Source organism: Lysinibacillus sp. OL1, assembly GCF_004332175.1.
In the GTDB taxonomy this organism is placed as follows: domain Bacteria; phylum Bacillota; class Bacilli; order Bacillales_A; family Planococcaceae; genus Lysinibacillus; species Lysinibacillus capsici.
In genome coordinates, this window is sequence record NZ_SJDS01000017.1 from 1 (window position 1) to 13,908 (window position 13,908).

The following is a 13,908-nucleotide window of genomic DNA, read 5'->3' on the forward strand; positions in this document are numbered from 1 at the left end:
GGTATAGCCAAGCGGTAAGGCAACGGATTTTGATTCCGTCATGCCTAGGTTCGAATCCTAGTACCCCAGCCATTTTTAATTTCACGAGCCATTAGCTCAGTTGGTAGAGCATCTGACTTTTAATCAGAGGGTCGAAGGTTCGAGTCCTTCATGGCTCATCATTTTTTAATTAACATGCGCCCGTAGCTCAATTGGATAGAGCGTCTGACTACGGATCAGAAGGTTATGGGTTCGACTCCTGTCGGGCGCGCCATAAAATCAACGGAATGTAGCTCAGCTTGGTAGAGCACTTGGTTTGGGACCAAGGGGTCGTAGGTTCGAATCCTGTCATTCCGACCATTTTCAAAAAATTATGGGGCCTTAGCTCAGCTGGGAGAGCGCCTGCCTTGCACGCAGGAGGTCAGCGGTTCGATCCCGCTAGGCTCCACCATTGTAATATTTTTGGAGGTATACCCAAGTCTGGCTGAAGGGATCGGTCTTGAAAACCGACAGGCGGGTAACACCGCGCGGGGGTTCGAATCCCTCTACCTCCTCCATTTTTCGGGTCAGTAGCTCAGTTGGTAGAGCATTAGATTGAAGCTCTAAGTGTCGGCGGTTCGATTCCGTCCTGACCCACCATTATTGCGGGTGTAGTTTAATGGTAAAACCTCAGCCTTCCAAGCTGATGTCGTGAGTTCGATTCTCATCACCCGCTCCAAAATGGGCCTATAGCTCAGCTGGTTAGAGCGCACGCCTGATAAGCGTGAGGTCGATGGTTCGAGTCCATTTAGGCCCATCATTATTCCGAAGTAGCTCAGTTGGTAGTAGCACCTGACTGTTAATCAGGTTGTCGCAGGTTCGAGTCCTGCCTTCGGAGCCACGGCCCGTTGGTCAAGTGGTTAAGACACCGCCCTTTCACGGCGGTAACACGGGTTCGAATCCCGTACGGGTCATCAAGCATGTAGCACAGATGTGTGTTACATGCTTTTTTCTATTCTCCTTTTTGTTAATCGATAAAAGATAATGCAATAGCAGAAAAAGACCTATTGGCAAGGTGAAGGACTAAATTTCATTCCCCTAGCATCTTTCTATGGGCTTCCAATAAACCGCTTTACTTACCACGTACACTTCATGGTCAACATTTTTGTGAAGGCGCTTGACTTCTCTAGTATAGCGATACAGGCGCAATCCTGCCCAGAGAATTAGTGAAACTGGTTCTGCTCTATGCGAAAGCGAAGTACTAGCAGCAAGTAAGTAGCTCAGAGCGATTAGTCTTTCCATCATTTATAAAAATTCTATTGATTTCTTTGTTCTGCAATCCCCTGAAAAAGGCTACATGACTACTGTAGCCTTTTTATAATAATTAAAATCTTTCTCCCTTACATTCTCTTACGAAAAAGAGTCTATAGAGTAAATTTGAACAAACTATTTCATATATAAAATATGTATGTTTTTTCGATTACTATTTTCATGGTGCTTGTTGTTTTGTTCCTCTAATATGAGGATAAGTGGAGGAATCGATATGAATATACAGGAGATACAGCAATTTTTAAATCTATATCAGACAGAACAAAATGAATCAGAACTTTGGTTAAAGAATAGATTACAGGCAGTTAAGGATGCAGGTGAATATCATCCAACAACAGAGGAGCTAGTTTTTGGTGCACGGGTGGCATGGCGAAATAGCAATAAGTGTATTGGACGTCTGTTTTGGCAGTCACTGCATGTGGTAGATGCACGTGATGTTTTAGATGAAAAGGCTATTTTTCAAAAATTACTAGAACATATTGATTATGCGACAAATCATGGGAAAATTCGTCCAACTATAACAGTGTTTGCTTCAGATAGAGTACGGATTTGGAATCATCAACTAATTCGTTATGCAGGCTATGAAACAGATGCAGGCATTATTGGAGATTCACAGTCCATTAAATTTACAAAAGTGTGTGAGTCGTTAGGATGGAGAGGTAAAGGAACTGATTTTGATGTACTACCACTCGTTATACAGGTGGATAATCGTGCTCCTCAAATGTTTGTAATTCCTGAAGAAAATATAGTAGAGGTCTCAATCCGCCATCCAGAGTCAATCGATGTGGAGAAATTAGGAATGAAGTGGTATGCTGTACCCATTATTTCGAGTATGCGTTTTCAAATGGCTGGAATTGATTTTCAAGCAGCTCCATTTAACGGCTGGTATATGGGAACAGAGATTGGTGCACGAAATTTAGCAGATCATGATCGTTATAATATGTTACCTGCCATTGCAGACATTTTTAATCTTGATACAACCAAACATGCGTCTCTTTGGCGTGATCGTGCTTTAGTAGAACTTAATATTGCTGTTCTTCACTCATTTAAAGAAGATGGTGTGAGCATTGTTGATCATCATACAGCAGCTCAGCAGTTTAAATTGTTTGAGGAGGCAGAAAAATCAACAGGAAGAGAAGTGACAGGCAACTGGACATGGTTAATCCCACCACTTTCCCCTGCCACAACGCATATATTCCATAAACCCTATGTAAATATTTATCATACACCAAATTATTTTTATCAAAAACCATGCTATTAGTGTAAAGGAATTGTTTACTTTCAATACTTTTGATGAGAGAGGGCGCTTACTATGTTAAATCAGCAAATTCCCAATATCCCATGGAGACAATTGACGACACCTTATGGTAGAGGTACAGCCATTCCTAAGCTGATAGAACAGGAGCAATACACACAACTAGCTGAATTAATTGAACATCAAGGTACACTGTGGCAGGTGACACCATGGGTTTTGCTTGTCCTGCTAAAAAAGCTTACTAGTAAAAAATTAGAGGTTGTCTCCTTACAAGAGGTACAGTTATATTTAGCTGTGGCACATGCTATTACCAAGGATTATCTCGAGCCAGTCAATACTGTTAAAAATATGCAGGAGCTATTAGACGTCAACTATTTGTGGATAGAAAATGAGGATAATGATGAACAGGAGTGGGAGAAAGAAACGCCAAAGGGCTATGAGGAGCAAGCTTTTGTAGGCTATTACTATTATAGTTATAGGCTTTTACAAGAGGCTGTTCCTATTTTTTCTACTATAACAGCTCGTAATAATGAAGCATCAGAATGCCTTGCTGAATTGCTAACATTACTCCAGCAACCCGACAATTAAGTAATGTGTAAACACTATATAGAAATAGAGCAGATGGAGGAATCTAATCCACCTGCTTTATTTAATTTTAATGCACATATTCATCCTTAGAGGCTCTCATTGAGCAAAAGAAGAGTAACATTGCTACAACGACAAAGAGCCATCCCGCAATATTCCAGCCGCCAAATAAATCATGCAAGTAGCCAAAAAGAATAGGACCAATTGCGGCAAATAAATAACCCAAAGATTGTGCAAAGCCTGATAAATCTGCTGCTTCAAATGCAGTACGAGTACGGAGAGTGAAGAACATCATTGCTAGGGCAAATGAAGAACCACCTGCTAACCCTAGAAGAACCATCCACAGTACCCCAAGACTTGTCCATTCCATGACAACCCCAACAAAGCCTACTAAATAGAAGGATGTAAACATCAATACAAGTGGGCGTTGAGAAGTCATTTTACCGGCAATAATAGGCACTGCTAAGGCCATTGGTACTTGTGAGAATTGCATGATTGAAAACATCCAGCCAGCTTTATCAGGGGCTAAACCTTGAGCAATATAGATCTCAGGTATCCAAGCTGCTGTTGTGTAGAATAATAAAGATTGTAAACCCATTGCCCCTGTGACAGCCCAAGTAACAGGTGATTTCCATAAAGGTGTACTGGTCTTTTTAGATGTAGTAACTGGTTCCGGTTTATTTGACTTTAGTTGAGGTATCCAAATTAAGATTGTAATGAGAACGAGTATGAGTGCAATGGAAAGTGCACCTTGCCAGCCTAACCATGAATTAGCTATCGGATAGCTAATACCAGCACCAAGGCCTGCAGTAAAATTCATGGACATGGTGAAAAAGGCCATTAATAAACCCACATGATAGGGAAATTTCAATTTCAATAATCCTGGAATTAGTACATTTCCAAAAGAAATGGCTACGCCAATTAACACAGTACCCAATAGAAGTAATTCTGTAGTACCAAGTGAACGTAGGACAATTCCTAAGGCCAAGAGAAAAGTTGATAAAAATAATGTTAGCTCAAGCCCTAGTTTGCGTGCTACAACTGGTGCAAATGGAGATATAACAGCAAAAGCCAGCAATGGTATCGTTGTTAGAAAGCCTGCCAATACATTAGATATTCCAAGATCTTCACGGATAAAGGATATAATTGGGCCAACAACAGTTAGTGGCATTCGTAATGTAGAGGCTATAAAGATAACTCCAAAGACTAAAAGTAAGGTTGTTCCTTTCCAGCTAATTTTTTTACTTGGAAAACTAGTGGAATGATCATTTGTAGTCAAAATAAAATCCCCCCTAATAATAATCATTCTAATTGAACTACTATAACACTTTATCACACTATTAAAAATAGTAGAAGATTCATAAAATACAGAACATTTATGGTTGTATTGAAATGTCTATGGTCTTATGTTAGTATAATAAACATCATAAATTTAATAATTATATGCCTCATGTTTGTATTGAGGTAGAGGTCGCGATATTTATAAGTATGCTAATTGAAATGACAAGCATTGATGAAATTAGTTGAAAGGAAATATTGCCGAAGTGTGAGGGGACTTGAAAACCTCATGCTGGGGCTGTCTCCGAAAGGAACAGAACTGTCACGTTTGCACAACGTGTTGAGCTATCATGTAGGAAAAACTGAGGATTAATGTAGCCATCACAGTGTATATGTGATGGCATTTTTTTGCCTCATAAATAGGAAGGAAGCTATATCGTGAGTGAAATAAAAGTAAATCAGCTCGGACATAAAGCACCGAAGCTGAAAAAAGAATTAAAAAGCCGTCATATTACAATGATTTCTTTAGGCGGTACAATTGGTACGGGGCTATTTTTAGCCAGTGGAGGAGCAATTGCTCAGGCAGGACCTGGAGGAGCATTGCTTGCCTATGCTTTAATTGGTATTATGGTGTATTTTTTAATGACAAGTTTAGGGGAAATGGCTGCCTATATGCCATCATCAGGTTCATTTAGTACGTATGCAACGAAATTTGTAGATCCTGCTTTGGGCTTTGCATTAGGCTGGAACTATTGGTATAACTGGGCAATCACCATTGCTGCCGAAATTGCTGCTGTGTCATTAATTATGAAATATTGGTTCCCAGATAGTTCATCAGCACTTTGGACAGTATTATTTATTGCTGTTGTACTGACGTTTAATTTACTATCCGTAAAAAGTTATGGTGAAAGTGAATATTGGTTTGCCATGATTAAAGTAGCAACGGTTATTGTTTTTATTATCATTAGCTTACTAATGATTTTTGGTATTTTAGGTGGGCAGGCTCCTGTAGGTTTCACTAATTTCTTTGTTAGTGATGGGCCATTCCATGGTGGCTTCCTTGCTACATTTGGTATTTTCCTAGCTGCAGGATTTTCATTCCAAGGGACAGAATTACTAGGAATTACAGCTGGTGAAACAGATGATCCTGGTAAAAATATTCCGAAGGCTGTTAAATCTGTATTTTGGCGTATTCTTTTGTTTTATATTTTAGCGATTGGTGCAATTGGGATGTTAATTCCATTTACAGACGAACGTTTATTATCAGAAGATATCGCAGTATCACCGTTTACACTAGTGTTTGACCGCCTAGGTATCGCCTTTGCTGCTTCATTAATGAATGCCATTATTTTAACGGCTATGCTTTCAGCAGGAAATTCAGGACTATATGCATCTTCTCGTATGTTATGGCAATTAGCTATGGATGGACATGCACCTAAATTTTTTGCAAAGCTAAGTCGTAGAGGTATTCCGATTTATGCACTTATGGCAACATTAGCTGTAGGCTGTTTAGCATTTTTGGCATCCTTCTTTGGCGATGGAGTGGTTTATATCTGGTTATTAAATGCTTCTGGAATGTCTGGGTTTATTGCATGGCTAGGTATTGCGTTTAGTCATTATCGTTTCCGCCGAGCGTTTGATGCACAGGGCTTAGATCCAAAGTTATTACCTTATAAAGCCAAATTATTTCCGTTTGGACCATTATTTGCTTTTACAGTTTGTATGATTGTAGTCATTGGACAAAATTACACAGCCTTTACAGGCGATAAGATTGATTGGTACGGTATCCTTGTTTCGTATATTGGGATTCCATTATTTTTAGCATTATGGTTTGGCTATAAAATAAAGCACAAAACAAAAATGCTTCCACTTAAAGATTGTGATTTAAAAGTTGAAGATTAGATAATAGAGCTGTTCTATAAACCAAAGAGTGATGGTTTATGGAGCAGCTCTTTTTTCAACACTCATAAACAAATCACTAATCAAACATCATAAATATGGTAATGTAATATACATATGGAAATTGGGTTTTGATAGGAGAGGTGCATCATAGTGCAAAAGCATATTTTACTTGTAGAAGACGATGAAGCCATTCGTGAAATGGTTTCTAATTACTTAACGATGGAAGGTTTCCATGTCACAACAGTGACTAATGGCGAAGAGGCATTACAAAATTGTTTGCAAAAAACCTTTGACTTAGTCATCTTAGATATTATGATTCCTAAATTAAATGGATTGGAAGTATTAAAGATTATTAGAGAGCAGGCAGCACTTCCTATCATTATTATGTCTGCAAAAGACAGTGATGTTGATAAAGCATTGGGCTTAGGATTAGGGGCAGATGATTATATTGCTAAACCCTTTTCTATGCTGGAATTTTCAGCACGTGTAAAGGCTGTTATCAGAAGAGCTACGAAATACTCTAGTCAAGCTGAACAAAAGCAAGAAGTCCTAGAAATTGATAATTTAAAGATAGATATCGTTAATTTTTCAATAACAAAGAGCGGACAAGAGATAAAGCTGACATCAAAGGAATTTTCCATTTTAAAATTGTTTGTGACAAATCGCCACAGAGTTTTTACCAAAGAGCAAATTTATCAGACGATATGGAAAGATGCCTATTACGGAGATGAAAATATTATAAATGTACATATCAGAAGACTACGTGAAAAAATAGAAGATGATCCGTCACATCCTCAATATATTAAAACCCTATGGGGAATCGGCTATAAATTTGAAGGGTAAAACTATATGATATTTCTATTATTATTAATCATTGTATTGCTAATCGGCATTCTTATTTTTCAATGGAAAATCAAGAAGGAACAAGAACGTGCTATCCAATATATTCATCGAAAACTACACGTAATTGTGAATGAACAGACGTATGAAAAGATTCTAGTAACAACTACAAATTCAGAAATTCAACAGTTACTTATTACACTGAATACTTTGCTAGATCAACATCAAAAAATTCAGGCTACGCATCGTAAAATGGAAAATTCCATGAAAAAGATGTTGGCCAATATTTCACATGATCTTAAAACGCCTTTAACCGTTGTACTTGGCTATATTGAAATGCTTCAACTTCAAAATGGGATTAGTGACGAGGAACAGCAACGTTTACTTAAGGGTGTACATGCTAAAACATTAGAAGTATTAAAAATTATTCATACATTTTTTGACTTGGCAAAATTAGAGGCTGGGGACACAGATTATCCAATCACTAAAATCAATGTCAGTGAAATATGCCGAAAAAATGTTTTGTCTTTTTACGATTTGGTTACTTCACTGGGATTAGATATTAAAATTGATATCCCAGAAAGCTCCATATATGCACTTGGTAATGAAGAAGCATTAAATAGAGTGTTAAACAATCTACTGTCTAATGCTATTGCATATGGAGCAGATGGCAATGTAATTGGAATTACCATAAGAAATGACGAAGTCAATATTGATATTGATGTGTGGGATTGTGGCAGGGGCATTGATGAATATCATATCGATCGCGTTTTTGAAAGAATGTATACGCTTGAGGATTCTCGAAATAAATCTTTCCAAGGTAGCGGTTTGGGACTAACGATTACAAAGAGACTAGTAGAAATAATGAATGGCTCCATCCGTTTATCGAGTATTCCCTATGAAAGAACTATTTTTACGATTTCGTTAAAGCGAATGATGTATTAAATCGATTATGCTTGTAGAGCTTTAATGCTTTGCAGGCTTTTTTACTTAAGAAATATGTAAGAATGCAGTAATAAAATAGAGAGTTTCATTTTTTATAATGAAGCTAGTCACAATTGAGGGAGAGAATTACATGACATACATTGTAAAAACAAATCAGCTTACGAAAGTGTACGATGGAAAGGAAGTTGTTTCTGCTGTCAATATGAACGTTAAGAAGGGAGAAATTTATGGATTTTTAGGTCCAAATGGTGCGGGTAAAACGACTGTTATGAAGATGCTAACTAATCTTACGAAGCCTACAAGTGGGGATGTAGAAATTTTGGGGACGAAATTGACGGATAAATCCTATGAAATACTAAAAAGAATGGGGACAATTATTGAATATCCTATTTTTTATGAAAAATTAACGGCTAGTGAGACCCTGGAATTACATTGTGAATACATGGGTTATTATGATAAGAAAGAAATTGCACATGTTCTTAATTTAGTAAAGTTATCGAATACAGAGAATAAGCAGGTTAAAGATTTTTCTCTGGGAATGAAGCAGAGATTAGGTATCGCAAGGGCCATTATTACAAAGCCAGAGTTACTTATATTAGACGAACCAATTAATGGATTAGACCCAGTAGGGATAAAGGAGTTAAGAGAGCTTTTCAAGATGCTTTGTAAAGAGTACGGTATAACCATTATTATCTCTAGTCATATTCTGGCTGAAATAGAACAATTGGTCGATACAATAGGTGTTATTAAGAATGGGAGGCTCATCACGGAGGTAGCAATGGATACTATTAATCGTGATCAGGTCAATTATACCGAAGTGATTGTAAGTGATGGGAAAAAGGCAGCGTTTATTATTGAAAGCGAATTGAACATTACTAATTTTAAGCTAATGGATGATAAAACGATACGTATATACGACTCAACTCTATCCCAAAAAAGCCTATCTAGAGCATTAATTGAACATAACGTTGAGATTGAAGAGATTAGTAAAAAAACAAGTTCATTAGAGGATTATTTCTTAAAGCTAATCAATGGAGGTGTTGTCCATGCTTAATTTAATGCGTTTAGAAATGAAAAAATTTCATTTAGGTTCATATGTTAAAGGAGCCATTATCGCTAATTTTGTTATTCTTGGTTTCTTGTTTATGATTTTATTTATTTCTAAAGTTGAAGGAGACCCAGGGCTTGAAAATTATGAGGTTGCATTCAGTGTTATTGATTCATTTGTAAGAGCAGTTTTTATGATTTTTGCTTCTACGTTAATAGCTAAGTTAATCATCGGAGAATATAAATTTAAAACCATTACATTAGCCTTTATGTATCCTATAAGTAGAAAGAAATTAATGGTCGCAAAGCTTGCTATTGTCATGCTATTTACTTTCAGTATGATCATTATCTCCAATGCTCTTATTACAACCATTTTTTGTATCATAAGCGATCGATATGAATTAATTCCTGATGTACTATCAAGTTCTTTAATTATCCAGCAAATACCTTCTGTATTGATGAATGCGATTGCTGCCTCAGGTATAGCTTTAATCCCATTGTATTTCGGGATGAGAAAATACTCTATACCGACAACTATCATTTCATCTATTATAATTGTGTCTGTAACTTCATCAAATTCAGGTAACTTTACTTTAAACGATATTATTATTATTCCAATTACTTTAGCAATCGTGGGTCTTGGTATTGCTTATTTAGCCATTAGAAATATCGAAAAGGTGGACGTTTAATCAAAAAGATACCAGGTGCTCATTACTATAGAGTACCTGGCTTTTTGTTATCCAAAAATTGTTTCCCACAGTAAGTAAATATTTAACGTAACAACAATGACTACGACAAACCAACCTAAAACAGTTGTAATACGGTGATTAACTAAGCTTCCCATGATGTCTCGTTTACTTGTAAACATAACCAGAGGGACAAGTGCAAAGGCAATACCAAATGATAAAACAACCTGACTAAGAACGAGAGCATAGGTAGCATTCACACCAGAGGCAATGATTGCAAGTGGTGGCACCATGGTAATCGCTCTACGTAAATAAAGAGGTATTTTTCTTTGAATGAAGCCCTGCATGACAACATCACCTGCTAAAGTCCCTACAGAGGAGCTAGCAAGCCCTGCAATAAGTAAACCAAGACCAAAGGAAATGGCAGCCATTGGGCCGAGCGCCTCTTTTAAGCCATTGTAGGCAACATCTAAATCTTCAACTACAACGCCTTGGGTATGGAATACTGCTGCGGCAATTATGAGCATGCTCATATTGATGGCACCAGCAATAATCATAGCGATGATAATATCGATAAATTCAAATCGAAAAATGCGTCTTTTTTCTTCTTCATTACGACCAATAATACGGCTTTGTGTTAAAGAGGAATGTAAGTAAATAGCATGAGGCATAACGGTTGCACCTAAAATACCTGTTGCTAATAATAGTGAATCTACACCTTCAAAGTGTGGCGTGAACATGCCAATCGCTACATCACCCCATGCTGGCTGCGCTAAAAATGTTTGGAAGGCAAACGCCAATACAACAATTAAAACCATGCCAGAAATACCTGCTTCAAAGGCTCTAAATCCTCTTCTTTGCAACTCTAAAATAGCGAATGAACCCACTGCTGTAATCAATGCGGCGGGAAGCATTGGGATATTAAAAAGTAAATAAAGCCCTAGTGCTGCTCCGATAAATTCCGCGAGGTCTGTGGCAATGATGACCAATTCCGCCTGTATCCATAAAAAGATAGATGTTTTTTTAGAAAAATGCTCGCGTGCGACTTCAGGTAAATTTTTTCCTGTGGCAATCCCAAGTTTGGCAGACAGGGACTGAATTAACACGGCCATTAAATTAGAAAAGGCTATAACCCAAAGTAGCAGGTAGCCGTATTGAGAGCCTGCTGTAATATTTGTAGCAAAATTGCCAGGATCAATATAGGCGACTGCTGCAATGAAAGCAGGTCCTAAAAATGGCAAAAATCTTCGCCAACCTTTTATATCTCCATCTAAAACCGCCTCTGCAGACGATTTTGTGACTCGTTTGTAAACCATATTGTTCCCTCGTTTCAAAAAGTATCATTAGTGAAATAAAGTTTCCTATAGGAAAATAAGATATTAGTATTCTAACGCTAGGAATAAAAAAAGTGAAGTAGTTTGCTTTATCCTTCTAAAATAAGTATGCTCTTTTGGATGAAGTGAATGAGTAGAAAAATTAAATTGCAGGAAAAATTCGAAATTTATAGAACTAATGAAATGAAGAAGGGAGACAGGGTGATGGATATGGTATGGGTAAAATCAAAAGTAACAATTCCACGTACAGTGCCAAATGTATTAGAGAGGAAGAAATTATTTTCTATTTTATCTAACAATCGAATGAAGAAACTAACCATTATACGGTCAGCCGCAGGATACGGAAAGACGACTCTTTTAAGTCTGTGGTTGAAGCATATTGATGAATCGGTAGCATGGTTTACTATCGATCAGAATGACAATGATCCTGTGAAATTTTTAAAGTACTTAATACATACATTATCTTTTAGCATATTGAATGTAGAACAAAAGTTAAACAATATACTAGATGAAACACCACCTTTTGAAATAATTATAGATACACTGTTAAACGATTTGAATACATATAAAGAAAATATTCATATTGTTTTTGATAATTTTCAAGAAATCCACAACCCTCAAATTCATCAAATTATCAATCGACTTATTGAATATTTACCAGCCAATGCACGAATCTATATAACCACACGAACTAATTTAGAACTTTCACTAGCAAAATGGCGTGTAAAAGGTTGGATACTAGAAGTCGGGACGGGTCAATTATGTTTTGATTTAGAAGAGCTACAATCTTTCTTTAATTCTGTTACTAATGATGAACAGAAGGATGCGCTGAAGCCTTTATTAAAGACTACAGGGGGCTGGATAGCAGGTATCCAACTGATAAAGCTATCAACAGGTGGAATGATAGGTAATCTTAGTAGTGAAGAAATTTTAGGCAAAGCTAGTTCATATATACATGAGTACTTCATGCAAGAAATTCTTTTAATATTACCTCAAGAATTGCAAGATTTTCTACTAAGAACTTCCATTTTAAACTACTTAGATCCGAGTGTTTGTGCATCCATCACGAACGGATTAGATAGTTTAACTACATTCTCAGAGCTGGAGAAAAATTGTTTGTTTATCGAACAAGTACAAGCTCATCCACCCGTTTATCGTTACCAAACTTTATTTAGGCATGCCCTACAGGTAGAATTTCAAAGGCAATATTCCTATGAAATGATTACCTCTATTTATTACGAAGCAGCCACTAATTTATGCCAAGGAGAAGACTATGTAGCGGCAATTGAGCTTGCTTTAAATGGCGAATTATACAAGCTTGCACATGAATGGATTCAAAAATATTTAGTCGAAATATTTGCCGAGGGACATACTCTATTATTCGGGCAGTGGATACAGAAATTAAGGAATGCGCAGTTTCCAGTAGATATTAATATGCTTGTCTTATATATTACTACTCTGTTTTCAACCCATGAAATTGATCAGGCGAATAAAATCATAGAGGAACTACTTTTAAAACAAAATAAATTGAAATGGATGGATGGTTTTCAATTTATTGCTGTCTCAAAAATCTTTGAAATTTTGAATGCTTATATTGGTTATATGGAAGATGGGGATATTGAAAGGGCAAAAGTAGGCTTACAAACACGTGTAAATGTAAGAAAGAATAAGTCATCTTTATATGATATTTCATTAAAATATAATCAATTTGAACCTAGAATTTTACGTACTTTTATAGGTGCAAAAGGAAAATTCTTACCAGTAGAAAAAATGGATGAACTGATTAGCGTGTTGAATGAAAGTGAAATAAGGGAGCGAAATATTACAGGCGTTACCTATGGATTACTAGCTGAAATTTTGTATGAAATAAATGATTTAGATAGGGCAAGTAAAGAGTTAGAAATCGGTTTACAATATGGTTTGCATTTTCAAGATCCAGGATTATTTATACCAATGTACTTATTAAAGGCACGTATTTATATGACTAAAAAACAATTCGAAGAAGCACATCTGTTATTGATTGAAGCTATGAAGGAAACCGATAAACCTTATTGGATCGGAATGCTCTATATTATGAAAGCACAATCTTATTTATTGGAAGGAAATATTTCATATGCGCAACAGGAATTTTTTAGAGTGACGGATTTTATCAATTATAGAATTGCATCAAAAAATCCCTTTTATTTATTAGTTGAGGGTAAAATTCTGTATGCTAAAAACCAACTGGAGGAAGCATTGCAAATTGCTATTCGTTTAAAAGAAGGAGCAATTCAGGAAAAGCAAATCGTTACGCTTATTGAAGCGGGTCTGCTAGAAGCCATTTGTCATTTTTCACTTGGTAAAGAGGATTGGGCTTTAATAGTATTACACGATGCTCTTGAACATGGACTGTCATATGGGTATTACCGTACATTTATAGAAGAGGATTCTATCTGGCCATTACTTAATAAATACTGGCGTCTACGTCAGCATAGTAAGGGAGATACATTTATGTCAGTGCCGTTAGCCTATTTAAATAAACTATTACAGAATGACAGCAAAGAAGATGAGTTTTTCGCTAACTTTACTGCAAGAGAAAAAGATGTTCTACAATTACTTGCAGAAGGTGCTTCTAATAAGGAGATTGCACAACAATTGCAGTTGACAGAGGGAACTATTCGTATATATTTAACAGGAATTTACAGTAAACTAGGTGTGAAATCTCGCACGAAGGCCATATTATGGGCAAAAGAATGGCTAGGCTTTTAAA

The 13,908-nt window shown here is 36.6% G+C and carries 10 protein-coding genes, 10 tRNA genes and 1 riboswitch; of the genes, 18 read left to right on the forward strand and 2 right to left on the reverse strand.

Translation table 11 applies throughout. The features are described from left to right. Positions 1-85: 85 nt before the first annotated feature. The 12 genes from EW028_RS21740 (at position 86) to EW028_RS21795 (ending at position 3,130) form a co-directional block, all read left to right on the forward strand. Positions 86-158: transfer RNA gene (locus EW028_RS21740), tRNA-Lys, on the forward strand. 18 nt (positions 159-176) lie between these two features. Next, a tRNA-Arg gene (locus EW028_RS21745) sits at positions 177-253 on the forward strand. A 9-nt stretch (positions 254-262) separates the two neighbouring features. Continuing rightward, a tRNA-Pro gene (locus tag EW028_RS21750) sits at positions 263-339 on the forward strand. Positions 340-354: 15 nt separating this feature from the next. Beyond that, a tRNA-Ala gene (locus EW028_RS21755) sits at positions 355-430 on the forward strand. A 13-nt stretch (positions 431-443) separates the two neighbouring features. Then, a tRNA-Ser gene (locus EW028_RS21760) sits at positions 444-536 on the forward strand. A 6-nt stretch (positions 537-542) separates the two neighbouring features. Beyond that, positions 543-618, forward strand: a tRNA-Phe gene (locus EW028_RS21765). 5 nt (positions 619-623) lie between these two features. Next, positions 624-697 (forward strand) — tRNA-Gly (locus EW028_RS21770). A gap of 4 nt (positions 698-701) precedes the next feature. Continuing rightward, positions 702-775 (forward strand) — tRNA-Ile (locus EW028_RS21775). A 7-nt stretch (positions 776-782) separates the two neighbouring features. Continuing rightward, positions 783-859: transfer RNA gene (locus EW028_RS21780), tRNA-Asn, on the forward strand. Between the two features lies 1 nt (position 860). Next, a tRNA-Glu gene (locus tag EW028_RS21785) sits at positions 861-932 on the forward strand. Positions 933-1,501: 569 nt separating this feature from the next. Continuing rightward, positions 1,502-2,548 carry a nitric oxide synthase oxygenase gene (locus EW028_RS21790; RefSeq protein ID WP_131522377.1) on the forward strand — a complete coding sequence of 349 codons (1,047 nt, stop codon included), beginning with the start codon at positions 1,502-1,504 and terminating at the stop codon, positions 2,546-2,548. 51 nt (positions 2,549-2,599) lie between these two features. Beyond that, a complete protein-coding gene (locus tag EW028_RS21795) occupies positions 2,600-3,130 on the forward strand; it encodes a hypothetical protein (RefSeq protein WP_131522378.1) in 531 nt (176 codons plus the stop codon). Between the two features lie 67 nt (positions 3,131-3,197). On the opposite strand, the gene EW028_RS21800 is transcribed toward EW028_RS21795, so the two are convergent. Continuing rightward, the gene (locus tag EW028_RS21800; protein WP_131522379.1) at positions 3,198-4,406 is read right to left on the reverse strand and encodes a CynX/NimT family MFS transporter; all 1,209 of its coding nucleotides are present in this window, start codon (positions 4,404-4,406) and stop codon (positions 3,198-3,200) included. A 178-nt stretch (positions 4,407-4,584) separates the two neighbouring features. Beyond that, a riboswitch (Lysine riboswitch) is annotated at positions 4,585-4,761 on the forward strand. A gap of 82 nt (positions 4,762-4,843) precedes the next feature. Here EW028_RS21800 and EW028_RS21805 point away from each other — a divergent pair. From EW028_RS21805 to EW028_RS21825, 5 genes are all read left to right on the forward strand, one after another. Beyond that, positions 4,844-6,307, forward strand: coding sequence for an amino acid permease (locus EW028_RS21805; protein ID WP_131522380.1), 1,464 nt, complete (start codon positions 4,844-4,846; stop codon positions 6,305-6,307). Positions 6,308-6,457: 150 nt separating this feature from the next. Continuing rightward, positions 6,458-7,150 carry a response regulator transcription factor gene (locus EW028_RS21810; protein ID WP_131522381.1) on the forward strand — a complete coding sequence of 231 codons (693 nt, stop codon included), beginning with the start codon at positions 6,458-6,460 and terminating at the stop codon, positions 7,148-7,150. A gap of 6 nt (positions 7,151-7,156) precedes the next feature. Next, positions 7,157-8,092: a sensor histidine kinase gene (locus EW028_RS21815; protein WP_131522382.1), complete on the forward strand. Its 936-nt coding sequence runs from the start codon at positions 7,157-7,159 to the stop codon at positions 8,090-8,092. 130 nt (positions 8,093-8,222) lie between these two features. Beyond that, on the forward strand, positions 8,223-9,146 hold the full coding sequence (locus EW028_RS21820; RefSeq protein WP_131522383.1) for an ABC transporter ATP-binding protein: 924 nt from the start codon (positions 8,223-8,225) through the stop codon (positions 9,144-9,146). After that, a complete protein-coding gene (locus EW028_RS21825) occupies positions 9,139-9,828 on the forward strand; it encodes an ABC transporter permease (RefSeq protein ID WP_048391929.1) in 690 nt (229 codons plus the stop codon). The genes EW028_RS21820 and EW028_RS21825 overlap by 8 nt, the downstream gene beginning before the upstream one ends. A 47-nt stretch (positions 9,829-9,875) precedes the next feature. Here the strand turns inward: EW028_RS21825 and EW028_RS21830 are convergent, their stop codons facing one another. Beyond that, positions 9,876-11,141 (reverse strand): Nramp family divalent metal transporter, encoded by a 1,266-nt coding sequence (locus EW028_RS21830; RefSeq protein WP_131522384.1) that lies wholly within the window; start codon positions 11,139-11,141, stop codon positions 9,876-9,878. A gap of 222 nt (positions 11,142-11,363) precedes the next feature. Here EW028_RS21830 and EW028_RS21835 point away from each other — a divergent pair, with 222 nt between their 5' ends. Then, entirely contained in the window at positions 11,364-13,907 is a 2,544-nt protein-coding gene (locus EW028_RS21835; RefSeq protein WP_193767441.1) for a winged helix-turn-helix domain-containing protein, read from the forward strand. The last annotated feature ends 1 nt before the right edge of the window (position 13,908 follow it).

Excerpts from the sequence above, each read along its gene's own strand:
- EW028_RS21795 (WP_131522378.1), top strand. The coding sequence starts at position 2,600 with ATGTTAAATCAGCAAATTCCCAATATCCCATGGAGACAATTGACGACA.
- EW028_RS21830 (WP_131522384.1), bottom strand. The coding sequence starts at position 11,141 with ATGGTTTACAAACGAGTCACAAAATCGTCTGCAGAGGCGGTTTTAGAT.
- EW028_RS21825 (WP_048391929.1), top strand. The coding sequence starts at position 9,139 with ATGCTTAATTTAATGCGTTTAGAAATGAAAAAATTTCATTTAGGTTCA.
- EW028_RS21820 (WP_131522383.1), top strand. The coding sequence starts at position 8,223 with ATGACATACATTGTAAAAACAAATCAGCTTACGAAAGTGTACGATGGA.
- EW028_RS21835 (WP_193767441.1), top strand. The coding sequence starts at position 11,364 with ATGGATATGGTATGGGTAAAATCAAAAGTAACAATTCCACGTACAGTG.
- EW028_RS21790 (WP_131522377.1), top strand. The coding sequence starts at position 1,502 with ATGAATATACAGGAGATACAGCAATTTTTAAATCTATATCAGACAGAA.
- EW028_RS21815 (WP_131522382.1), top strand. The coding sequence starts at position 7,157 with ATGATATTTCTATTATTATTAATCATTGTATTGCTAATCGGCATTCTT.